At 46.5% G+C, this 23405-nt stretch carries 19 protein-coding genes; 8 read left to right on the top strand and 11 right to left on the bottom strand.

Annotated features, from left to right (window positions below; all coding sequences use genetic code 11):
• Positions 1-74: 74 nt before the first annotated feature.
• The 3 genes from dnm_RS21575 to dnm_RS21570 all read right to left on the bottom strand — a co-directional run bounded on the left by dnm_RS21575 (position 75) and on the right by dnm_RS21570 (position 1138).
• Positions 75-644, bottom strand: a complete 570-nt coding sequence (locus dnm_RS21575; RefSeq protein ID WP_207678964.1) for a hypothetical protein — start codon at positions 642-644, stop codon at positions 75-77.
• Positions 645-704: 60 nt separating this feature from the next.
• The gene (locus dnm_RS31375; protein WP_276571821.1) at positions 705-827 is read right to left on the bottom strand and encodes a hypothetical protein; all 123 of its coding nucleotides are present in this window, start codon (positions 825-827) and stop codon (positions 705-707) included.
• A gap of 65 nt (positions 828-892) precedes the next feature.
• Positions 893-1138 (bottom strand): hypothetical protein, encoded by a 246-nt coding sequence (locus dnm_RS21570; RefSeq protein WP_207678963.1) that lies wholly within the window; start codon positions 1136-1138, stop codon positions 893-895.
• Between the two features lie 215 nt (positions 1139-1353).
• Here dnm_RS21570 and dnm_RS21565 point away from each other — a divergent pair, with 215 nt between their 5' ends.
• From dnm_RS21565 to dnm_RS21555, 3 genes are all read left to right on the top strand, one after another.
• A complete protein-coding gene (locus dnm_RS21565; RefSeq protein ID WP_207678962.1) occupies positions 1354-5121 on the top strand; it encodes a hydantoinase B/oxoprolinase family protein in 3768 nt (1255 codons plus the stop codon).
• 33 nt (positions 5122-5154) lie between these two features.
• Positions 5155-6309: a DUF3810 family protein gene (locus tag dnm_RS21560; RefSeq protein ID WP_207678961.1), complete on the top strand. Its 1155-nt coding sequence runs from the start codon at positions 5155-5157 to the stop codon at positions 6307-6309.
• Positions 6310-6731: 422 nt separating this feature from the next.
• Positions 6732-7652 (top strand): exopolyphosphatase, encoded by a 921-nt coding sequence (locus tag dnm_RS21555; protein WP_207678960.1) that lies wholly within the window; start codon positions 6732-6734, stop codon positions 7650-7652.
• Between the two features lie 85 nt (positions 7653-7737).
• Here dnm_RS21555 and dnm_RS21550 read toward each other — a convergent pair whose 3' ends face one another.
• The 4 genes from dnm_RS21550 to dnm_RS21535 all read right to left on the bottom strand — a co-directional run bounded on the left by dnm_RS21550 (position 7738) and on the right by dnm_RS21535 (position 11955).
• Complete coding sequence (locus tag dnm_RS21550; RefSeq protein WP_207678959.1) at positions 7738-9579, bottom strand: penicillin-binding protein activator; 1842 nt, start codon at positions 9577-9579, stop codon at positions 7738-7740.
• A gap of 100 nt (positions 9580-9679) precedes the next feature.
• Entirely contained in the window at positions 9680-10948 is a 1269-nt protein-coding gene (locus tag dnm_RS21545) for a substrate-binding protein (RefSeq protein WP_207678958.1), read from the bottom strand.
• Positions 10949-10969: 21 nt separating this feature from the next.
• The gene (locus tag dnm_RS21540) at positions 10970-11182 is read right to left on the bottom strand and encodes a hypothetical protein (protein WP_207678957.1); all 213 of its coding nucleotides are present in this window, start codon (positions 11180-11182) and stop codon (positions 10970-10972) included.
• A gap of 224 nt (positions 11183-11406) precedes the next feature.
• Positions 11407-11955, bottom strand: coding sequence for a hypothetical protein (locus dnm_RS21535; protein WP_207678956.1), 549 nt, complete (start codon positions 11953-11955; stop codon positions 11407-11409).
• 1173 nt (positions 11956-13128) lie between these two features.
• Here dnm_RS21535 and dnm_RS21530 point away from each other — a divergent pair.
• The gene (locus dnm_RS21530) at positions 13129-14439 is read left to right on the top strand and encodes a BPG-independent phosphoglycerate mutase family protein (protein WP_207678955.1); all 1311 of its coding nucleotides are present in this window, start codon (positions 13129-13131) and stop codon (positions 14437-14439) included.
• 32 nt (positions 14440-14471) lie between these two features.
• On the opposite strand, the gene dnm_RS21525 is transcribed toward dnm_RS21530, so the two are convergent.
• Positions 14472-15788, bottom strand: coding sequence for a glutamine synthetase family protein (locus tag dnm_RS21525; protein ID WP_207678954.1), 1317 nt, complete (start codon positions 15786-15788; stop codon positions 14472-14474).
• 631 nt (positions 15789-16419) lie between these two features.
• Here dnm_RS21525 and dnm_RS21520 point away from each other — a divergent pair.
• The 3 genes from dnm_RS21520 (at position 16420) to dnm_RS21510 (ending at position 19708) form a co-directional block, all read left to right on the top strand.
• The gene (locus dnm_RS21520) at positions 16420-17439 is read left to right on the top strand and encodes a TRAP transporter substrate-binding protein (protein WP_207678953.1); all 1020 of its coding nucleotides are present in this window, start codon (positions 16420-16422) and stop codon (positions 17437-17439) included.
• Between the two features lie 467 nt (positions 17440-17906).
• On the top strand, positions 17907-18395 hold the full coding sequence (locus tag dnm_RS21515; protein ID WP_207678952.1) for a TRAP transporter small permease: 489 nt from the start codon (positions 17907-17909) through the stop codon (positions 18393-18395).
• On the top strand, positions 18392-19708 hold the full coding sequence (locus dnm_RS21510) for a TRAP transporter large permease (protein ID WP_207678951.1): 1317 nt from the start codon (positions 18392-18394) through the stop codon (positions 19706-19708). Before dnm_RS21515 ends, dnm_RS21510 begins: the two co-directional genes overlap by 4 nt.
• Before the next feature lie 187 nt (positions 19709-19895).
• Here the strand turns inward: dnm_RS21510 and dnm_RS21505 are convergent, their stop codons facing one another.
• Entirely contained in the window at positions 19896-20264 is a 369-nt protein-coding gene (locus dnm_RS21505; protein ID WP_207678950.1) for a hypothetical protein, read from the bottom strand.
• A 320-nt stretch (positions 20265-20584) separates the two neighbouring features.
• Between dnm_RS21505 and dnm_RS21500 the strand changes: the two genes are divergently transcribed.
• Positions 20585-21340: an arginase family protein gene (locus dnm_RS21500; RefSeq protein ID WP_207678949.1), complete on the top strand. Its 756-nt coding sequence runs from the start codon at positions 20585-20587 to the stop codon at positions 21338-21340.
• 140 nt (positions 21341-21480) lie between these two features.
• Here the strand turns inward: dnm_RS21500 and dnm_RS21495 are convergent, their stop codons facing one another.
• Complete coding sequence (locus dnm_RS21495) at positions 21481-21756, bottom strand: DEAD/DEAH box helicase family protein (protein WP_207678948.1); 276 nt, start codon at positions 21754-21756, stop codon at positions 21481-21483.
• A complete protein-coding gene (prsR, locus tag dnm_RS21490) occupies positions 21753-23111 on the bottom strand; it encodes a PEP-CTERM-box response regulator transcription factor (RefSeq protein ID WP_207678947.1) in 1359 nt (452 codons plus the stop codon). The genes dnm_RS21495 and prsR overlap by 4 nt, the downstream gene beginning before the upstream one ends.
• Between the last annotated feature and the right edge of the window lie 294 nt (positions 23112-23405).

The following is a 23405-nucleotide window of genomic DNA, read 5'->3' as shown; positions in this document are numbered from 1 at the left end:
GGAATGCTTTTTGCAATAGCAAATTTCATGCCGACAATTAAAAATCTATTATATCCGAATTTCGAAAATAAAAGTTAACTTTCATAGCAATATCTGTTAAACTTCTCCTGATGACACTGGTTCAGTTCGATGGGATTATCGCAGTCAATGCGGCTTTCTGAAGCATGAGAAGCTGCCTCAGTGAAGAATCCTTTGTCTGTAATGCCCAGTGCCACGGCGGGCACTTTCCCTGTGGTAAAATGACCGCGAATAAAATTATGAGCAATCCAATACATGTCAGGGACTCTCTGAAGTCTGCCGACGGACTTCGCATAGGCGTTGGTTTTGTGCCTGTAGGCGGCATTACGGCGTTTCAGAGAGCTGCTGGGAGCTTCCGCATGATTGGCGTGAATATCTTTGTTCTCAATATTCTTAACGGTTTCAGGATGTTCCGTGCAGGGAGCGTGGTATTTCTGACGCTTCGGGCCTTTTTTGTGAGCCTGCGACCCCTTGTTCTTCAGCCTCGCCCTGATGCCTTTGCGGAGCGTTTTTCTCGGACGGCCGGGCTTTCCGTTTCTCACCAGTTCATTACAGAGTTCGAAAAGTATCCGGCCATAGCGGCGCTCTCCGTCAGTTATAAGCGAAATATCATCTGTTTTTTTCAACGAGTTCGCAGATAATTTCGATTGTCCCCTCAAAGAGATGTCTGTCCTTCTCACCGCATCTCAGCTCCCGGATGAATCTGCCGGCACGTCAAAGCGTTCTCCGTTATTTTTTGTCTCGTATGCGGTGTGTCTCACAATATCATTCTCCTGGCAGTTCGGACAGCGAATTTCTGTGATATCCATAGGTTTCCTCCGAATTGTTTTTCGGAGAAAAATAAACCTGACATATCACAATTTCAAGAAAAAAATTATCCCATTGAACTGAAGATGTTCACATTTTTCTTTTTGTCGAATCCGTGACACCTCATCGGCATTCCTCCGGGACATGTCGGCATTCCGTCCTCACCGAGTCGGATATCTCCGTTCCGGGCCGGCTCGGAATACGCATTTTTGCTGTTTCCCGAAAGAGGAATTATCGGAATGACATCTTTTTCGGCGAAATAATTATAATGGGCATAAGCGTCGTGATGCCCGTTGCCCATGAAATAACTCACATTGATATCCGCACCGTTCTCCTGTGCGGCTTTCAGAAGCCTGTCGAAAGCCTTGAGATCGCTCTCATTCCGCCCGGCATGACAATGAGGAGCGGGAAGTCATGACCCTTCTCCGTGATGACGAGGTGGTTTTTCATAATGTGTGTTAAGATTTTTTTGCTTCTCATACCTTATAAGTTCAATATATTGAATAACCAAAAGGAGATAACCGCTTCATGACCGATCCGCATAAATTCCGTTTTTCCATTGACCGGGGCGGCACATTCACCGACATATACGCTGAAACGCCCGGTTCACCTGGCTTCCGGGTCATTAAGCTGCTTTCAGAAGACCCGGAGAATTACGCTGATGCGCCGAGGGAGGGAATTCGACGTATTCTTGAAACCGTTACTGAAACACCGATTTCCGAAGAGAATTTTGACGCACGGATGATTGAATGGATTCGTATGGGCACAACTGTTGCCACCAATGCCCTGCTTGAGCGCAAAGGCGCAAAATGTGCGCTTTTGGTAACAAAAGGGTTCAGAGATATTCTCCAAATCGGCAATCAGGATCGTCCCGGGATTTTTGATTTGGAAATTCACAAGCCGGAGCTGCTTTATAAAGAAGTCATTGAGGTGGATGAGCGGCTTCGCTTCTTATGTGCGGATGAGGACGAATCTGACAGAGAAAAAGACAATCTCCCAATTGTGAAGGGGATTACCGGAGAACGTCTGGTCATACTCAGGACCCCTGATCCCGATGTCTTACGCCCTCAGCTTGAAGCTGTGTTTGACAGAGGAATTCGGAGTCTGGCAATTGTTTTTATGCACGCGTATGCCTGGCCGGAACATGAAAAGATCGCGGGCTGTCTGGCGCGTGAGATCGGATTTACCCAGGTCTCTCTCTCGTCCGAGGTCATGCCCATGATCAAACTGGTGGCCCGGGGCGACACAACTATGGTTGACGCATATCTGACACCGCATATTCGGGACTATCTGGACAGCTTTTGCCGGGGATTCAGCGATAGCCTGAGAAATACGAGCCTGCTGTTCATGCAGTCGGACGGCGGACTGACACAGGCCGATAACTTCACCGGGAGCAGGGCCATTCTTTCCGGTCCCGCGGGCGGAGTGGTGGGCTATGCCATGACCACATATAACAAAGACACAGGACAGCCGGTGATCGGCTTTGATATGGGCGGGACATCCACCGATGTCTCCAGATTCGGCGGCGAGTACGATCTGGTTCACGAAACCGAAACCGCGGGGGTCCGCGTTCAGGCCCCTCAGTTGCAAATCAAAACCGTGGCTGCCGGCGGCGGTTCCCGTCTGTTCTTTGAAAACGGCATGTTTCTTGTGGGTCCCGAGTCTTCGGGCGCACACCCCGGGCCTGTGTGTTATCGCAAAAACGGTTTTCTCTCGGTTACGGATGCCAATCTGATCCTCGGTCGTCTGCAACCTGCCTATTTTCCCAAAATTTTCGGTGCAGATGAAGAGGAGTCTCTGGATCTGGACGCGGCCCGAAATGCCCTGACCGAACTGACAGCCCAAATCAATGAACATTACCACCATCGGGGCAGGAAAGCGATGACTGTGGAAGCAGTGGCATATGGCTTTATCCGGGTGGCAAATGAGGTGATGGTCAGACCCATCCGGGAGATTTCTGTGATGCGCGGATTCAACATTAAGGAGCATGTACTCGCGACATTTGGCGGAGCCGGTCCTCAGCATGCCTGCGCCATTGCCCGCGCCCTGGGCATCTCGAAAATTTTCATCCATCGGTTTTCCGGGATTCTTTCTGCTTACGGCATGGGGCTTGCAGATGTAGTCATTGAGAAGCAAAAGCCCTCTGCCGCGGTTTACTCCGCGTCCGCCCATCCTGATTTGCTGGCGGAACTGACCACACTGTGTGAGACGGCCGAGGCGGAACTCATTGCCCGGGGATTTCCTCCTGAACGAATCGAAAGTCAGCGATTCCTGAATCTTCGGTACCAGGGAACCGATACAGCGATGATGATTCCGTATCCTCGGGACGGCAATTTTGCAGAAGCTTTCGGTGCTGCGTATCGCCGTGAATTTGGTTTTGATCTCACGGACCGGGACATACTTGTTGATGATCTCCGGGTTCGCTTCACAGGCAGGACATCCGGAATCAGTCAGATTCCCATTGCCGGCTCATCTGATCCTCCGGGCCCCGTTGACAGTGTTCCTTGCTATTTTGACGGGACCTGGCAGCAAACAGATGTTTATCTGTTGAAAGAACTCAGAGCAGGTCAGCACATCAGCGGCCCGGGGCTTATCATACATGACACCACAACCATCGTGCTGGAACCAGGATGCAAAGCAAAAATTACTGAGTACGGTGATGTGGAAATCAGGGTGGGCGAGGGAGATTCTCACACGGTGGGAACCCACGCAGACCCGGTGCAGCTTTCCATTTTCAGCAACCTTTTCATGTCCATTGCCGAACAAATGGGCCGAATGCTGCAAAAAACCGCTGTGTCCACCAATATTAAGGAACGCCTTGATTTCTCCTGCGCGCTTTTCGGACCGGATGGCGAACTGGTCGCGAACGCGCCTCATCTGCCAGTGCATCTCGGTGCCATGAGTGAGGCAGTCAGGGCGCAGATTCGCCGTGAGGGCGCTTCTCTGAAACCAGGGGATGTGCTGGTATCCAATCACCCCCGGGCCGGCGGAAGTCATCTGCCGGATATTACCGTGATGACGCCTGTGTTCAGACAGGGGAAACCTGTCTTCTGGGTGGCCTGTCGGGGCCATCACGCGGATATCGGCGGAATATCCCCGGGATCCATGCCGCCTGATTCCCGGTGTCTGGAGGAAGAAGGCGCGCGTATCCTGTCTTTCAAGCTGGTGAAACACGGGAGGTTTCAGGAGGAAGGTATTCAGGAGCTTCTGCTCGCTCCGGGCAATATCACACCGCAGGCCGGGCGTCCGGTCATCAGCGGCACCCGGGCCCTTCGTGACAATATTTCTGATCTGAAGGCCCAGGTCGCTGCGAATCAGAAAGGAATCGAACTGGTCATGGAAATGGTTGACCACTATGGTTATGAGGTGGTTCATGCGTATATGCGCCACGTCCAAAAGGCCGCTGAAGACGCGGTGCGGAACAGCCTCACCGAGCTGTCCCTGACCAAAGGGATGGGGGAAACAGAAACCGTGGAAGCCGCAGACTGCTTAGATGACGGCAGTCCTATTGTCTTAAAGCTGACCATTGACCGGCGGGACGGCAGTGCGGTGTTTGATTTTACCGGAACAGGGCCGGAAATATGGGGCAACTGCAATGCGCCCCGGGCCGTTACCAAGTCGGCCATTCTCTATGCATTGCGCTGCCTGATAAAAAAAGATTTGCCGCTGAATAACGGGTGTCTGATTCCCATCACGATAAAGATTGAACCCGGGTCTCTGCTTGATCCTTCGCGGGAAGCCGCGGTTGTGGGAGGCAATGTCCTGACTTCCCAGCGAGTGGTGGATGTCATTCTCAAAGCCTTCGGCGTGGCCGCGGCTTCCCAGGGGTGCATGAATAATTTCACCTTTGGCAATGACTCCTTTGGCTATTATGAAACCATTGGCGGCGGTGCCGGGTCAGGTCCCGGATGGCATGGTCAGTCAGGGGTTCATACCCACATGACCAATACCCGGATTACGGATCCTGAAATTCTTGAAAGGCGCTATCCAGTGTTGCTCAGGGAGTTTTCCATCCGTCGAGGTTCCGGAGGCGCGGGAAAGTACCGCGGCGGCGACGGCCTGATTCGGGAGGTGGAATTTCTCGAACCCATGAATGTGGCAATTCTTTCTGAACGACGGGTTTTTGCGCCTTATGGTCTGGATGGCGGTGAACCCGGGAAGCGGGGTGAGAATCTTTTTATCCGCGCACACGGACAGGTTCTCAGCATGGGAAGTAAAAATGAAATCAGAGCCGAGCCCGGGGACCGTTTCCGCATTATGACGCCGGGAGGCGGAGGAACCCTGCCATCAGGTTGAGAAAGCATGATTAAAAACAGCAGGATCGCAAACATGTCTAACAGAAAGATCACAGCGAGAAAAAAATTTTCGTTCCGGCCCTGGCATTTTGTTTTCATACTAATGGGAACCATAATCTTTTTATTTCGCTCCTACGTTAAAATCAGTCCTGATAAAATAGAATACGGCTATTCCAGACCCATATATCCTTATATTGCAGATATCCTTTCATTACCAGGACAGTGGATTCATTCCCCTTATTCTGCTTCTCAATTGTTTTTAAGCCTGGCCTTTTTTGCGGCCCTGGTTTGGTTTTGTTATAATTTTTATGTGTCTTATAAAAAAAAAATTGTTCTGAGATTATTATTGGAAACCATGGTTCATGGCATTGCCATTGTTGCCGGTGTCTATTTTTTCTTTCTCACGACCTGGGGAGTCAATTATTTACGGCAGCCTTTTTTTATCTCCCTGAACCAGGAGGCCCCGACAACATTGGACAGATTTGATTATGAACAACTGGGATATGATATGGTTTTCTTACTGAACACGCTCCATAAACCTGAAATTTTTCCGGCTGATATTCATGATTTATGGGAGACAGATTATGCAGTTGACAGAGCATTAACAAAAGTCATCGCTATGATTTCTCCACCTCAGACACCTTGTTTTCCCCAGACAAAATTCCTTTTTGGCAATGAATTCTTAAATGCCTGCGGTATATCAGGATTTTTTTTACCTGTTTTTATGGAACCCCACATAAATTCTGATCTTCTTTTATGGGAAAGACCTTTTGTCATGGCACATGAAAAAGCTCATTTTATGGGGTTTGCTTCAGAGACCGATGCGAATTTCATTGCATATCTGGCATGTCTGATCTCTGAATCTGAATTTCTTCGTTATTCCGGAGCGTTAAATGCGCTTTTGGCTCTTCGTCACTATATTCCCTTGAAAAAATGGCAAAAACTGATTCAAAAAAATTTGGCACAAAGCGTTCAGGAGGACATAAGCGCACGAGATGAACGTATCCGGCGCAATCGTAAGCGTTACGCCCGGGTATCTGATCTTAGTCATAAAATTAATGATACCTATTTAAAGTTGAATAATCAGAAACTCGGGATTAAGTCTTATCAGGCTGCTCTGCCGCATCTGACTGTCTGGTGGAAAAAAAATCCCCCTGAGTTTCCTCTTACAAAAACTGACATATTTTGATAGTGATTTGGAGGTTGTGATTTGTGATTTGTGATTTGGAGTTTGGGAGGTGTCCGCCCTTTGACAAGTTCAGGGTAGGGCGGGGGCCGGGGCACAGCGGTCCGGGTCATGGCTGATATGCGTTCCCTGAGCCTGTCGCCCCGTTCCCTGAGCTTGTCGAAGGGAGCGGGAACAGCACAAAATCGGATAAAAAATAATGGCAAAAAGTGATATTTTCAGACGGCTCAGACCGGACCGGATCAAAAAAATTCGGTGGTGTTCCAAATCTGGATATAAGCCTTTATAATCGTCTGAATCAATAAAGTAAATATTGGAGGATATCCAGATTCAGAACACCACCAAAAATTTGATTATCGAGTAGTATGTAAAAACAATAACGCCTAACTTTTCATTCTTAACGCTTAACTGAAGGAGAAATTTTGATGAGACTTTTGACTCGTTCCGATTTCGATGGGTTGGTAAGTGCCGTCCTGCTGGTGGAAAAAGGAGTTGTGGATGAATACAAATTTGTCCATCCCAAGGATGTTCAGGACGGAAAAGTGGAGGTAACAACCAATGATGTAATGGCTAACATCCCTTATGTTTCAGGATGCGGTCTCTGGTTCGACCACCATGCGAGCGAGGAGGAACGCCTGGAAATCGAAAAACTGGAATTTGAAGGAGACTGTCGTCCCGCGCCGAGCGCGGCCCAGGTCATATGGGACTATTACGGCGGTGAGGAAACCTTTGGGAAACATTTTCTGCCCCTGTTGGAGGCCGTAAACAAAAGTGATTCAGGAAATCTGACACGAGAGGAAATTCTGAACCCGGAAGGATGGATTCTGCTCTCATTTGTGATGGATCCCCGCACCGGGCTCGGACGGTTTTCAGATTATCGTATCAGCAATTATCAGCTCATGGAGGATATGATCCAGTACTGCCGGACAAAGACGGACAAAGAGATTATGCAGATACCGGATGTTCAGGAAAGGACAAAGCGTTATTTTGAACAGCAGGAACTTTTCAAGGATATGCTCAACCGCTGCTGTGAAATTCGGGGAAACGTAATTATCACAAACCTGATGGATCAGGAAACGATTTACAGCGGAAACCGCTTTCTGGTTTATGCCATCTATCCGGATCAGAATATTGAACTTCGGATTATGTGGGGAAAAAACAAGCAGAATGTTGTTCTTACATGCGGACACAGCATCCTGAACCGCACAAGCCGGACAAACGTGGGGAAACTGATGCTCGAATACAGCGGCGGGGGTCATAAAAAGGTCGGCACATGCCAAATTCCGGCCCAAACCTGGGAGCAGGCCCGGGAAGAAATTGTCGAACGTATGCTGAAAGATGGTTAGGATGTTAAAAAAAGAAACTGAGCTTTTTTTTAAAAAAGCTCGGTTTCTGTCCGGAAGGAAACAATGGCAGACAGGAATAACAAAATCAGTAGGTTTCCAGCTCGACAAATTTATTTCCTTCTATTCGGAGAAGATAGAGTTGTTTATGAGCCTCTCCGGTATTATCAAACGAGGTCAGCCCGGTAACCCCCCGGAAGTTCTGAATCCTTGTCATCTCATCTTTGAGGGTGCGTCTGTACGGGCTGTCTGATTCATTGATTGTTCGGAGCAGCATCATGGCCGTATCATAAGCAATGGCTTCTATAAATCCCGGTTTTTTTCCAAAACTGCGCTGAAAATCCCGGACAAAATCCCGGACGTTCTGGGAATAGCTTTTTGCAAAAAAAACATCAGGGATGACAGCTCCCTGCACAGATTTCCGGGCCATCCTGATCAGTTTTTCAGAATGCCACAGGTTTGTTCCGAAAAGGCGCACATTATAGACATTGTAAAAGGCAAGCTGGGGGATAATCAGCCCTGCTTTTGCAGGCGCGTCAGGAATGAAGATTGCATCAGGATCAGCATATCTTCCTTTTTTATGGGACTGCCTTATGAGGTTTCTGATGGGACCGCCAAAATCGGTCTGAGTCGGACGGTAAGACTCGATACCGACAACCTGTCCGCCATGAGACGCGACTTCATCCCAGAACAGACTCATAAAGGTTGTACCATATTTTTCATCAGGATAGAGAATGCCGAAATTATGCAGTCCCAGATTATTCATTGCATAAGCGACGATGGCCTTAACCTGCATTTTAGGTGTAAGAAAATTTCTGAAAACATGGTTGCCGATATTCGTAATCCCTTCTTTCTGAGTTAGCGTGATAATGGGAATTTTTCTTTTCTGGGCTTCTGTCGCGGCCGCCTCTGCCGTAATAATAGGACCGATAATGGCTGAGACCCGTTCCTGGGACAGTTCTTTTACAGCCCGCACAGCTTCATTTGGGTCGGATTTTGTATCTTTTATGATGATGTTTATGGAAAAACCCGCCTGATTTTTGGCAAGTTCAATGCCCTTTAAAGCTCTGTTGCCATAAATTTTATACGAGCCGCTGAGGGGAAGCATACATCCTATGCTCTGGTAGTCATATTCGGGAATTGTGTCAAGTTTTGTCAGCAGACGCTTTGCATCCTCTACATTTTTATGATCCGGAAATCTTTCAATGAACTCCGAAAAAACGCTGACAGCATCCTCCGTTCTTTCTTCATTCATATGCTTAAGCCCCAGATGATACATCAGATATCCCCTGGTTACATTATTTTCAAGACGTTCCAAAAGAAATATGATATCTGATGTGGAAAGCTGTCCCATGGCCTGCTTTAATCTTACGGCAACATTCTCTTTTTCGGGGTATGCCGAGTGTCTGTGCGCGCTGCTGTAGAAATTCACGGCGTTTATCGTATCTCCCACAGCAATATAGGCATCACCCAGAAGGACATATATTTTAAGAATGTGAGCTTTGGAAACAACTTTTTTCAGAACATCAGGCGCCTGAATGATAACCTGCTTGTATTGCCCTGCATTGTAGAAGGTGACAAGGGCCTCAACCCTGGCATCCTGAACCAGAGGACTGTTCGGATATCGGTGTATCAGAGACGTATAAACCCTGCGTGCGGTTTTATAGTTTCCCAAGCCCGTATGAATTGCCCCCTGCCTCATCAGAGCGGCAGGGGCTGAATATCCGTCAGGAAATTTGAAAAGATATTCATCATAAAGTGTCAGAGCCTCATCATAGGATTTTAACCGAAACATTCTTTCAGCACTGTAAAAAAGTTCGGTTTCGGAATCAACACTCACAGGTGTTTCAGGAACCATCTCTGTTACGGATCCGCAGGCGCAGACAAAAAAAATTCCGAACAGAATTATCATTTTGTAACTTGGTTTCAATTCTTCAATCCTTATATTTTACCTCTGTCCCTTAAAGCGGACAGATTGTTCATTGAAATTATATATAATATCCGTGGCTACCGAATTCACAGCCAGAGGTTTACCACGCTAACCCCTCTGGTTTGTTGGCTTTCTTTCTGGCATCGGTCCACCGTTTTTCGGTGATGGCGGCCTCTTCACCGGACATTTTGTTTATGATTTCAAAATAATCCTGGTTAAATTTATCCACCAATACATCCCCTGCGGGTTTGCATTTTACAGCATAAACTGTCTGAATACATTGATGGTCAAACTTACGCCATATTTGTTCATCTTTCAGTAAGGTGAATCTGTGTCCCTCAAGTGCGGCAATCACGGCTTTGGTCTCAAAAGTTTTTGCTCTTTCGACCGCGTCTTTGTACTGATATAAAATGGTATATGCCGAGGCAGCTGAGGTGGAGGGATAAAAGTCATATCTTTTTGCAAAATTTTCCACGAATGCTTTGCCTTTGTCATAGCCGTAAATATACGGGATTTTCCAGCACCAGGGCAAAGCCCCGACCACATCTTCCATCACATTCGGACCGGCAGTCTGCGCCATCCCGAGACTTAAATTCGGAACCACGACCGCCATCTTCTTTTTTAATCCCATTTCAGTTGCCAGACGTAATGCTTTTGACATATCTTTTCCGAACAGAACCAGAACCAGAACATCTGATTTTGAATTTTCCGCTTTTGTCAGCGCCTGCTTAAAATCTTCGTCCGATGCCCCGGGGAAAGGCGTAAGAACTCTTTTATGTCCTTTTCTGGATCGTGTCAGACTGAATGCCCGGATAGATTCTTCGGTTGTCCATCCCCAGGTATAATCAGCAACAATATAAAAATATTTTTTACCGGAATAGTTTTTTCTTAAATAGTCCGAGAGGACTTTGGCCCCCATCCAGGCATTATAACATTCTCTGAAAATATATTTATGACCTTCCTCACCTGTTGTGGCATTGGAGTAAGTCAGGGTTCCGAAATAGAGTTTCCCCCTTGATTTTGCGGCTTTTCCGCCCGCGATTGCCACGCTGCTGGCTGATCCTCCGAAAATCATTTCACAGTGTTCTTTGTCAATGAGTTCTTCGACATTTTTTTTTGACACATCTGCTTCAGATTGCGAATCCCTGGTCATCAGATTAATTTTTTTGCCTAATATGCCTCCTGCGGCATTAATTTCTTTAATGGCCATGTTTGCCGCACTTAACTGAGCCGCGCCCTGGAGAGAATAAGGCCCTGTTTTAGGATAGTTTAATCCTATATTCACAGCAAGTTGTGCATTTGCTCCGGTGTAAAACAACAACAAGATGACAATCACCAAAAAAATCAGCCCTTTTTTCAATTTTTTCATATTCTTATCTCCTTTTTGGAATCATTTGATTTTTAAAATCCGAATCTGCGTTTTGGGATTCGGACAAAGGTAAGGGAACTCGAAAATAACACAGCCGATACAAAAAGCGCTCTCGTTCCCACGCTTCGCGTGGGAATGCAGTGCGGACGCTTCGCGTCCTGATTTTGTCGGAGGCATCCCCACGCGAAGCCTGGAATCGAAGATATGAGAGAATCTTCCATCTGTAGGCTGCATAAAAACATTTCGATCTGCTGAATTTAATTTCAATCCTTTAAATTCATCGAATTAGAATATAACTGTTAATGAAAGCAGCAGATTTTAACTTTTTAAAATTTACCATAACTTATTCTTTATGTTTTTGCATCAATAAAATGCAAACGCAAAATTAAAACATATGGATTTTTTAACTCTTTATTTTCTAACTTACTATGAATATTATCTAAATTTATCAGATTATATTATGAGAAAAAAAGCCTTCTTAAAAACCAGATATCTGAATCAGAGATGGCGTTATTTTCGTAAAAAGACTCAGCAATTGCAAAACCTATTTCAGCTTCGGCAAGCCGTCTTTCAAAGCGTGAAAATTTCACCTTGTGCAGTTTCTCCGCTGTCATAATTTCAACAAGGTGATGATGTGCCAGAGCGTTCTTCCCAATATAAGAGATCAGCATACCAAGGAGGCTGATCATCTGGACATGCATATCCCCGGCCTGTCCCATAATAATATTATTGCAAAAAAATTCATAACAGACCGGGGGACGGCCAACCAGAAGAGCGCATCCTGTGGGAGTTATCCAGCCTTGTTCTCTGTCATAAGTTACCGATGGTGAGAATTTTTCACGGATAAGCGAAAGAAAGGGGCTGTCGTTTGTCTCACGGCAAAAGTCAGGTTTACAGCAAATGTTGGTGCAAGCACTGCAATAAGGGGCGCATAAAGAAGTGATTCTTTTTCCGACTCTGGCTTCAAATGATATGTACTGGTTTAAGATTTTATCGAGTTCGGACATGGGGATTATTCCTGTGTTTGTTTTGAGTGTTAGGTGTTAGGAAAAACTCTGAAACTCTCATGTTTCGTTGTAACCGATGATAAAATCAGTAGATCGAAAAGTTTCCGGACTGTGTTCGGGAGAACAGAGAAACCCGGCTTTTTTCCCCGGACGAAGTGTCGTTCCCGCCGGAAAAAGCCGGGTTTCTTCCCCGTCCGCCCTGTCTGCCCGCGGGAGCCTGAAAACTTTTTTCGATCTACTGAAAATGCGATATAAATCAGAGAAGGCTTTTCTTATCCTCGGTCAGAATCGAGCCATTTTCCTTGTCTTTGGCAAAAATCGAAAAACGCGGATGATCAAATTCAGCAATTTTTTTTTGACAGAATCAGGCACTAAGTTTTTTTTGACATGATCTCCTCCTGTGTGATATTAAGTACACGGTCAAAAGTTTTTTATACATTTTTTTTCTGCGAACCGCGGAGAAACCCGGGTTTTTCCTTCGGGGCCGGCGAATCATTCCGGAAAAAAAGCCGGGTTTCTTCCCCGGGCAAATATCGAAAACTTATGGTTAGGTACTTACTTTATTGCAATAACGGGAATTATTTTATACCATTATAATTTAAGATCAAGAAATTTTCTGATGATAAGGGATTTAGGGGAGGCTGGTAAAGCCCGCGAGGGCGGCGTATTTGTAGCAAATTATGTCGGGCCGGGGCAGCTATATTTTGCAGCATTGGGGGGCCTGCAAATCGGCTGCCGGACGGGGTTTGCAACCCCGTCCGAAACGTTTGCGGGCGGCGATCCGGAAAATATTCCGGACGGGGTTGCAAACCCCGTCCGGCAAAAGGCGGCATATTTGTAGTAAATCATGTCGGGCCGGGGCGGCTATATTTGTAGCATTGGGGGGCCTGCAATTCTGTTGCTACAAACATGCTGCCCCTACGGGGGGTTGGTCGCATATGCATCAGGCTAAGAATGAGGGACGGCTGCCGGACGGGGTTTGCAACCCCGTCCGAAACGTTTGCGGGCGGCGATCCGGAAAATATTCCGGACGGGGTTGCAAACCCCGTCCGGCAAAATCAGAGTTAATAAAAACAGTAGGTTGTAATCTTAGCCTGATGCATATGGGGTTGGTCGGCCTCCCCTAAATCCCTTATTATCAGAAAATTATTAGCAGTACAGATAGGAGCTGTTATGTCAAAAAAATGTGTCCTTATTCTTTTGGACGGACTTGGAGACCGTTCTTACAAAACATTGGCAGATCAGACACCTTTGCAGGCGGCTATAACCCCTGTTTTGGATAACCTGGCAGAAGCAGGGGCAAATGGTCTGTATCATGCGGCCGCTGTGGGACAGGCTTTGCCCAGTGAAAATGCCCATTTTATCATGTTCGGTTATGATATGGAGGAATTCCCCGGGAGGGGCGCGCTGGAGGCGCTGGGCGCGGGTATAAAATTAAATCCTGAACATGTCGCGGTGCTTATTCACTTTGCGAGTTTAAGGGAGAGAGACGGCTATTTTGTATTGGAGGACGGCAAACTCAGAGCCTCGGAAAATGAAACCCGTGAGCTTATTCATGCTGTGGGGGAATATGAAAAAGACGGGGTGAGCATCCGTTTTATTCCCACAGAAGGGCTTCGCGGCATTGCCATGCTTCAGGGTCATGTTGCCCCTTTTGTAACTGACACGGATCCCATACAAAAGGGCCGTGCGCTGATGGCAATAAAACCCTGGGCAGATCATTTGCATGACATGAGTTCCCAAAATACAGCCGAGGCCCTGAAAGCCTATCTTTTATGGGCGTACCATCACTTAAAAAACCATCCGGTCAACATTTCCAGAACAAAACAGGGGCTGAAAGCGATTAACGGACTGGTTACCCAGCGTGCGGGGCAGTTGAAAAAAGTAGTTCCTTTTTCGGAAAAATACGGCCTTCGGGGACTTTCTGTCTCATCCGGGATGGTATTTCAGGGGCTTTGCAAATATGTGGGGCTTGATCATAAAAAAGTGGCTGATACCGGAAATCCGGGAAATGACATTGCCGAACGTCTGCGTATTGCTCGCGAAGCCCTGGACCATTATGATTTTATCCATGTTCATACCAAAACACCTGATGAAGCCGCACATACCAAAGTACCGGGTGATAAAAAATCAGTTATCGAATCACTGGACAGGGGCATTGGTGAGGCAATTGCCCCTCTGATGAATGACCCTGATGTTCTTATCTTTGTCACATCTGATCATTCCACTCCGAGCGCGGGGCAGCTTATCCATTCCGGTGAAACCGTTCCGCTGATCATTTACGGTGAAGGGGTTCGTCATGACCAGGTGCGGGAGTTTGATGAAATCAGCGCAGCCTGCGGGGCTTTGGGAGGTGTCCGTGGCAAAGAACTCATGTATCTGATGCTTAACCACCTGGACCGCTGCAAACTTCACGGGCTTATGGACACGCCTGCGGACCAGCCTTTCTGGCCTGGAAATTACGAACCCTTTCGGGTGAACTGAGAACGTGAGGGGGCCGGGATATGCCCCCGGGGCTATATGCTCAGATATTTACGGTGTTCTCTGGGAGTGATATGCGTTCTGTGTTCTTCCCAGTCCTCTGTTTTGAGGGTCATGTAATTTTCATAAATTCTTTCTCCCAGCGTTTTCTTTAAAAATTTGCTCCTCTCAGCTTCGACCAGGGCTTCAAACAAACTCTTGGGAAGAAACCGTTTATCCCATATGCGGGTATGTTTGTTTTTATTTCTATAAGTGCTTCGGATATCCGGACGGGCGCAATCAAGCTTTTCCTTTAAGCCCTGTAACCCCATGGCGATAAATGTTGCAAGCTGAAGATAAACATTGCCGGCAGGATCAGGATTTCTCAGTTCAATTCTTATTGTTTCGGGATCGCTGGAATATGGAACCCTGACCATGGAACTTCTGTTCCTGAAGCCCCAGCCTCTGACAATGGGAGCCTCCCGTTCTGCCACATAAGCCTTGTAGGAATTAAAAGTCGAGGCCATGATAATGGAGGTTTCCCTGGCATATTTCAGAATGCCTCCGATAAACTGCCTGGCCATGCTGCTCAGATGATTTTCAGCACTCGGATCATAAAACATATTTTTGCCGTGTGAATCCTGCATGGAAAGATGAAGATGAAACGCATTTCTGTTAAAATTATCAAACGGTTTGGGCATAAATGTCGCACGATAACCAAACTCCACGGCAACTTTCTGGGTGACATAAGTAAAAAGAAGTGTCCGATCCGCAGCTTCTAAGGGAGGCAGACATTCCAAATTGATTTCATGTTGGGAAGGTGTGACCTCATGATGGGCTTTTTCAAATTTTATGCCGCATTTTTTTAATATTCCGATAATCTTTTTTCTTACCAAGTCTCCTTTGTCATGGGGCATGGCATGGAAATAGCCAGCTTTGTCAGAGTGGACAGCTTTTTCGCTGAACTCATTTCCGTTCAGTAAAAAAAACTCATGTTCAGGCCCGATCAGAAAACTTGCTCCGTACTCCGAAGCCGCTTCCCCCATAACTCTTTCAAGAACAGCCCTCGGATCAGCTTTTGCGCGTTTCCCCTCCTCATTATGGATATGACCGATAAAAAAGCCAAGTTTCTCATCTTCAAATTCAACGACATAAAAGCTTTCAGGATCAGGAAAAAGAAGCCGGTCGCTGTTTTCAACGGTTGCGTAGCCAGCAATGGAGCTTCCGTCAAAACCCACGCCTTTGGCAACCCAGCCCTCTATATTTTCCGGATTTACCGGCAGGCCCATGAGTCTGCCATTAAGATCGGTAAAAAAAATTTTTGTGGAATCCAAAACTTTTAATTTTTCCTTAACCCTCGCCATGCTGTCCATTTTTAAACTCCTCGGTATTATAACCAATTGTAAAATTGCATCTGTCGTATATACAGATATAAGATCATTGACGGGTTGTTTTTCCAGTTCGCGGTTTCGCGTTCAGGCAGTCTGACACCGCCTGAACCCGGAACTGCGAACTGAAAATCCCCCTGGTGTTTTCATAAAATTTACAAATTTTTATTCTTAAAACTTAAATTGCGTAATTTCAAAGATTTATAAATTTAAATTTTTTTAATTTGTAAAAACTGTCCGAAGTATTGTTTCTGAATAATTTTGTTCAATATCAAAAAATATCTTAAAAAGCAATGCTTTTTCTTTTCCATGGGCAGAGACAAGGCATACCTTGTCTCTGCCAACAAATGAAAGATGCCCGGAAACACCTGATATTTGACAATTCCGGGGTCATGGAACATGATTCCCAATGAGATTCTGAGCCGCCAAAAATGATTATTTCATTATTCCTTGACAAGTATAATATAGCTGTAATACAGCTACAAAACATATTTGACAGTCAGAGAAAGGAGGTGAGACAGCTTACGGTCGTTAATTACACCAAAAGGGGCAGAGACAAGGCATGCCTTGTCTCTGTCGAAATTTTACTTTTTAATTCGTTAAGGAGAGTGAATTGATGAAAAAAAAGTCGTTGTTTTTTCTGATGGTATTCATAGGCGCTGCTTTTATCACGATGAGTTGCTTTAACGCACAGGCCCAAACCGTAAAACTTACCTACAGCTGCTTTTTTCCCCCCACTCATGTTCAGAGTAAGCTTGCTGAAAGCTGGTCCAAAGAGGTTGAAAAACGGACCAACGGACAAGTCAAAGTGGAATACTACGCGGGACAGACCCTGACCAAAGCCAGGCAATGTTATGACGGTGTCCTGGAAGGACTTTCCGATATTGGTTTTTCAGTCCTGGCATATACCAAAGGCCGGTTCCCGGTGATGTCAGTGATTGATCTTCCTTTGGGTTACACCAGCGGAAAAACAGCCACAACCGTTATCAATGAAGTTTATAAACAGTTCAAACCCAAAGAGCTGAATAACACCAAAGTGATGTATCTTCATGCCCACGGCCCCGGACTTATCCATACAAAAACCAAGGCCATAAGAAAGCTGGAAGATATGAAAGGACTCAAGTTCAGAGGCCACGGAACCAGCGCGGACGTGGTCACAGCACTGGGCGGAACCCCTGTTCCCAAACCCATGCCGGAAACCTATCAGATGCTCCAGAAAGGTGTTGTGGACGGAGGCGTATATCCGATTGAATCCAACAAAGGCTGGAAACTCGGAGATGTGACTGATTATTGCACTGCTGATTTTACGGCTGCTTATACCACCTCCTTTTTTGTTGTGATGAATAAGGACAAGTGGAATTCGCTTTCCCCGGATGTTCAGAAGACGATTGAGGAGATCAACAGCGAATGGGTTGTAAAACACGGCGAGGCATGGGACGCCAGTGACATGGAAGGCATACGATATTTCCTTGAACAGGGAAATGAAATTATCGGTCTTGACAAAAAAGAGGCTGCCCGATGGAAAAAAGCAGTTTCACCCATCATTGAAGCTTATGTGAAAGTGCTGGACAAAAAAGGATTTAATGGCCGGGAAATTGTTGATTTCACAGTCAGTACCCTGAACAGTCTGCAATAGACGACATTTTTTGAAAAAAATCCGAAATCTGAAAATTCGTATCAATTTTCAAAATTAAATGTGACGCGTTAAATAACGAATGCCACAGCGTTTTTAAAATATGAAATAGTATTTAAATTCATAAAGTTGATGGATTTGTATAAATTACAAATGAATGAAATTCAGTTTGTTGGCATTCCTCTATTTTTTTATTGGACAAAAAATGATAAAACTCCCTCCGACCTGTTCCTGCGGGATTAGCACATCCGGTCGAATCAGGCAAACGAGGAACAGATTTCGGATTTTTTTCAACCCTCAGCAGATCAAAAAGTTTTCGGGCTGTCGCGGTGCGGACATGACGGGCAGGGGAGAAACCCGGGTTTTTCCGACCGGGGAGACACTTTGTCCAGGAAAAAAGCCGGGTTTCTTTGTTCTCCCGCACACAGTCCGAAAATTTTTCGATCTGCTGACTATAGGATAAGATAATTATGAATACATTCTGGAAAAATATTGAATGGATTTTGAACAAGCTGAAACTTATCGGCGCTGTCAGTCTGATGCTCATGACTTTTCTGACCTGCGCTGATGTTCTCGGACGGTTTCTGGGGCATCCGATTTTCGGTTCTGTGGAGATCGTGGGTTTTCTTGCCACGCTGACCGTGGTCATGTCGCTTCCTTATACCCATCAGATGAAAGGGCATATCGGGGTGGAAATTCTGGTGCGGCTGTTCTCTGAAAAAACTCAGACAATCATTGAAACATGCACCGGCATTCTGAGCCTCGGTCTGTTCGGTATCGTTGCCTGGCGAATGGTACTTTATGCCCATACCATGCAGAAATCAGGTGAGGTCTCAATGAACCTGCAATTCCCCGAATATGTCATCATCTATATTGTCTCTTTTTGTTTCCTGATCTTTTTTCTGCTTATTCTTCAGGACATTATTCAAAATATTGCTAAGTTGAGAGGAAATCAATGAATCCGACGATGACTGGTATTATTGGCATTCTCGTGATGCTGGCCATGTTTATGACCCGGATGCCGGTGGCTTATGTCATGGCGCTGATCGGCTATCTGGGTTTCAGCATAATGATTTCGACCAAAGGAGGACTGAATCTTCTTTCCAGAAATATTTACGAGGCGTTCTCTTCTTACGGACTGACCACCATACCACTCTTTATTCTCATGGGCCAGTTCGCATTTAACAGCGGTATCAGCCGCAGGCTCTATGACACGGCCTATAAATATTTTGGCAACATACGGGGCGGTCTGGCAATGGCAACGGTATCCGCATGTACCGCATTCGGTGCAGTATGCGGTTCCAGTCCGGCCACCGCGGCCACCATGGCAACGGTGGGACTGCCCGAGATGAGACGCTATGACTACGCTGATGAGCTTTCAGCCGGTTCAGTGGCATCGGGCGGCGGTCTGGGAATGATCATGCCGCCCAGCGTGGTGCTGATTGTTTACGGCGTGCTGACAGAGCAGTCCATCGGAGCATTGTTTGTTGCCGGGATTTTTCCTGCCATTTTACTCACCTTTCTTTTTATCATTGCCATATGCATCCAGTGTCATCTGGATTCCGAACAGGGGCCTCCGGGAGAAAAATTTACCTGGCGTGAGAAGATTAAGTCCTTAACCGGCATGGGGGACACTTTGCTGGTTTTCATCCTGGTGATGGGGGGGCTGTTTATCGGACTTTTTACCCCCACAGAGGCTGCCGCGGTAGGGGCGTTCGGTGTTCTCGCTGTATCTGTGATCAGAAAACGCCTGACTTGGAAAGGTTTTGTTAAGTCTTTGGAGGAAACCCTCAGAACATCCTGCATGGTCATGATGCTCATTGCAGGGGCTGTGGTCTTTGGAAAATTTCTCGCGGTGACGCGGATCCCTTTTAATCTCGCCACCTGGATCAGCGGATTTGATCTGCCGCCATATCTGATTATGGCAGCGGTTGTGATGGTGTACTTTATCGGCGGTTGTGTAATGGACGCGCTTGCCCTGGTCATGCTTACCATCCCTATTTTTTATCCGGTGGTCATTGACTTGGGATATGATCCCATCTGGTTCGGCGTCATCATTGTGCTGGTCACGCAGATCGGTGTTATCACGCCTCCGGTGGGGATTAATGTTTATGTTGTTTTCGGAGTGGCTCAGGGAGTTCTTCGCCCTCCGGTTTCTCTGGAATCTATCTTCAAGGGAATTTTTCCCTTTCTGATAGCGGTTGTCATTGGCATCATCATTCTGACAATCTTTCCTGATATTGTTCTCTTTTTACCTCGCCTTATGTATTGAAGAAGTGTCATGAAAAAATTCAGGTGTCAGGAAAAACGCCGAAACTCCTTTGCCGAACGGGGGGCAACCCATGAGCATCAGGCTCAGGGATAAAAAAAATTAACCTCTTGACTTTTATGAGGTTTATTTTTAATGAATAAAATATTCAGCCTGCTTATGACTTATGTTAAGGGGTGTGTCCCACCTTTTACACAAGGACAGGTTTTATGTGTGAAAGGCGGCACACATCCGTTTTTTTGCCACGAAGGCACAAAGTTTCACGAAGTCTCTTTGTGGTTCCTTTGTGTCTTTGTGTCTTTGTGGCTGATTTTTTCGGATGTGTAAAAGGTGGAACACATCCGTTTTTTGCCACGAAGGCACGAAGGCACAAGGTCTCACGAAGTCTTTCAGTGGTTCCTTTGTGTCTTTGTGGCTTTGTGGCTGATTTTTTCGGATGTGTAAAAGGTGGAACACATCCGTTTTTTGCCACGAAGGCACGAAGTCTCACGAAGTCTTTCAGTGGTTCCTTTGTGTCTTTGTGGCTGATTTTTTCGGATGTGTAAAAGGTGGAACACACCTATGTTAAGTCCTTGGACAAACATTTTTCAGCATTTTTTCCGGAGTGCTGAAATAAAATTTCAGCACTCCGATCAGAAAAAATGTCGGATAATCTGTGGACAGGGAGTTAAGTACCTAACCATAAATTTTCGATATTTGCCCGGAAAAGAAACCCGGCTTTTTTCCCGGAATGACGCGTCCCGGATAAAGGAAAAAGCCGGGTTTCTCCGCCGGTCGCGGAAAAAAAGATATATAAAAAACTTTTGATCGGGTACTTATAATTAAAAAAACTGATTACAACGGATTTGAAAGAGTGTGTAACTGTGAAGGAGGATGATTATGAAGGTCATTTTTCACGAAGATTTTTATCAGGTTTACACGTCTGATCCGGCTTCCGTCGAAGGTCGGATGGAGGCAGTTGTTAAGGTAATTCAGCCGCATACGGAGTTTGTCACTGCCGTGCCTGCGTCGGACGAGGACATTGCAGCGGTCCATACGGAGCATCATATGGACAGAGTTCGGAGAGACGGGCTTTATGACATTTCAGCATTGGCCGCGGGGGGAGCGATACAGGCTGCCACCGCGGGCCTTACAGAACCGTGTTTTGGTCTGATTCGGCCCCCGGGACATCATGCGTCTTCCAACTCATGCTGGGGATTCTGTTATTTCAACAACATGGCTATTGCCTTGGAAGCCCTGAGACGAAAAAACAAAATTCAAACCGCTTATGTGCTGGATATTGATTTGCACTACGGGGATGGTAATGTCAATATCCTGGGGCGCAAGGATTATGTCACAGTTCATAATGTGGAAGCGCATCGTCGTGATGATTATATGGACGAGGTGACCAGGGAAATGGAACACTGTCACGCGGATATTATTGGGATTTCCGCGGGATTTGACAACCATGAGGAGGATTGGGGCGGTCTGCTCACAACGGAAGACTATCTGGAAATCGGTCTGAGGGTTCGGGAAGCTGCGCGACAGTGTGACGGCGGGTGTTTTGCTATTCTCGAAGGAGGTTATAATCATAAGGTGTTGGGGCATAATGTGCTGGCCCTGGTCCGGGGATTATCCGGATCCGGTTTGCTTTAGAACACATTCTGACTCAGACAAATCTGTCTTGACAAGTTGCTACAAAAATGTCGCCCTTACAGGGCTTAGTCGGCCCTCCCCTGAATTCGTCTATAATCAGGAGCTTTTTAATTCGAACCCCGTTGAACTGACGGATAGTTTCAAACATCACCGCGCATGATCAGTTCTTTGATGAGCAGTCCTGCCATGATGGTTTTGCCGGAACCCGGAGCGTCCGCGAGCAGAAACCGCAATGGCTGACGCGGCAGCATGTCTCCGTGAACAGCGGTAATCCGGCGCGGCAGCGGCTCCGCCAGGGATGTGTGAACTGTAAGAAATGCGTCAAAAAGCCAGGCAAGACAGATGAGAGAGTTCAGACTGATCAGGCCCTGCAAGGGCGGCATTGTTGCAAGATGCTTGAAAACTGCATCTGTCACCGGTTTATCCCATGTTTTTTCAGGAGATCATGTAACGTGGGCCTGCTTACGCCAAGCAACTTTGATGCCTGAGTGATATTGTCGCCGGTTATGGTCAGCACACGCAGAATTGCGTGCTGTTCTGCCGCGTCACGGGCCTCCTTGATGGTAAGAACAGGTTCCTGACTGTTTGTCGGCTCTTCGCTCAGTCCCAGGTCCGAAGGGCTGATGATGCCCCCGGCCGAGGTGGTCATGGCACGATAGATGCAGTTTTGAAGTTCACGAACATTGCCAGGCCAGGAATGGGAGGTGAGGGCTGAGACAGCGGCCGACGAAAGCGATACCTTGCCCTGATGCAATTTCTGACTTTCTGTTCTGATAAAATGGTTGGCTAAAAGCAGAATATCCTCCTGACGTTCTCTCAGGGAAGGAATCGTTATGGGAACAACATTCAGGCGATAATAGAGGTCTTCCCTGAAACTGCCTTCTTTAACAGCTTTTTCAAGATCAACATGGGTGGCCGCGATCACGCGGACATCCAGTGTTATGGTCCGGGTTCCGCCTACCCGCTCAATGGTTCCCTCCTGGAGAAAGCGCAGCAGCTTGACCTGTAATCCCAGAGGCATATCTCCGATCTCGTCTAAAAAAACCGTGCCTCCGTCCGCGTGTTCAAACTTTCCGATTTTCTGACCGGATGCCCCTGTGAACGCCCCTTTTTCATGACCAAAAAGCTCGCTTTCCAGCAAATTTTCAGGGATTGCGCCGCAATTAATGACAATCATGGGTTCCTGGGAGCGTCCGCTCAGTGAATGCACGGCACGGGCAGCCACTTCCTTGCCGGTTCCGCTTTCTCCCCGAATGAGAACCGGATAATGCGTGACACTCACCTGGGGGATCAGCTTGAACAAATCTTCCATAAGCGGCGAAATTCCCAGCATATCACATAACGAGTAATTATTCCTGCATTCCTGTCGCAATTGGCGGTTGGCCGCCTCCAGCTCATAAATTCTGAATGTCCGTTTCAGGATAATTTTTAAAAGTTCCAGTTCAATGGGCTTGGCGCAAAAATCAACAGCCCCCAGGGCAATGGCCTTCATGGCATTTTCCTGCTCCGCGTTGCCGGTAATCACAATAACTTTGGTATAGGGAGTCAGAGCGGACATTGTTTCAAGAAGCCGCAGGCCCTCCTCCGGCGTATCCGGATAAGGCGGCAGCCCCAGATCAAGGGTAACGACCTGAAATACATCGGATGAGATCAGCTGTCTGGCTTTTTCCACAGTATTTGCAATCATTACCTCGTAAGTATCACTCAGCCCCCATTTGAGCTGCTTTGCCAAAGAAGCTTCATCTTCTATGATAAGGAGTTTATTTTTCATCTTTGTTTTATCTTTTTCGAGTTGAAAATTTTTATGTATTGTAGTAGCCATATCTCAGACGACAGAACAGTATGTTTCTGATTTGTCAGAACGAATTTTTTCAGGTCTGAATCGCCGGATTTGTCCTTTTCTCAGTTTCAGACAAATATGCAAAAATTCTCCGGGAAAAATTCGACGCTGATGACTACGCCTCAGAATTGAGATAAAAAACTAAAAAATAATTATCATTAAGTATCTTAATTTTAAGATGATTCAGATATTTATATCATAAGCCGTTTCAAGCATTGATTATCT

Origin of the sequence: Desulfonema magnum, from assembly GCF_017377395.1 — a bacterium.
GTDB lineage: Bacteria > Desulfobacterota > Desulfobacteria > Desulfobacterales > 4be13 > Desulfonema_C > Desulfonema_C magnum.
Note: the sequence above shows the minus strand (reverse complement) of the source record. Positions and strands in the feature narration are given on the sequence as shown.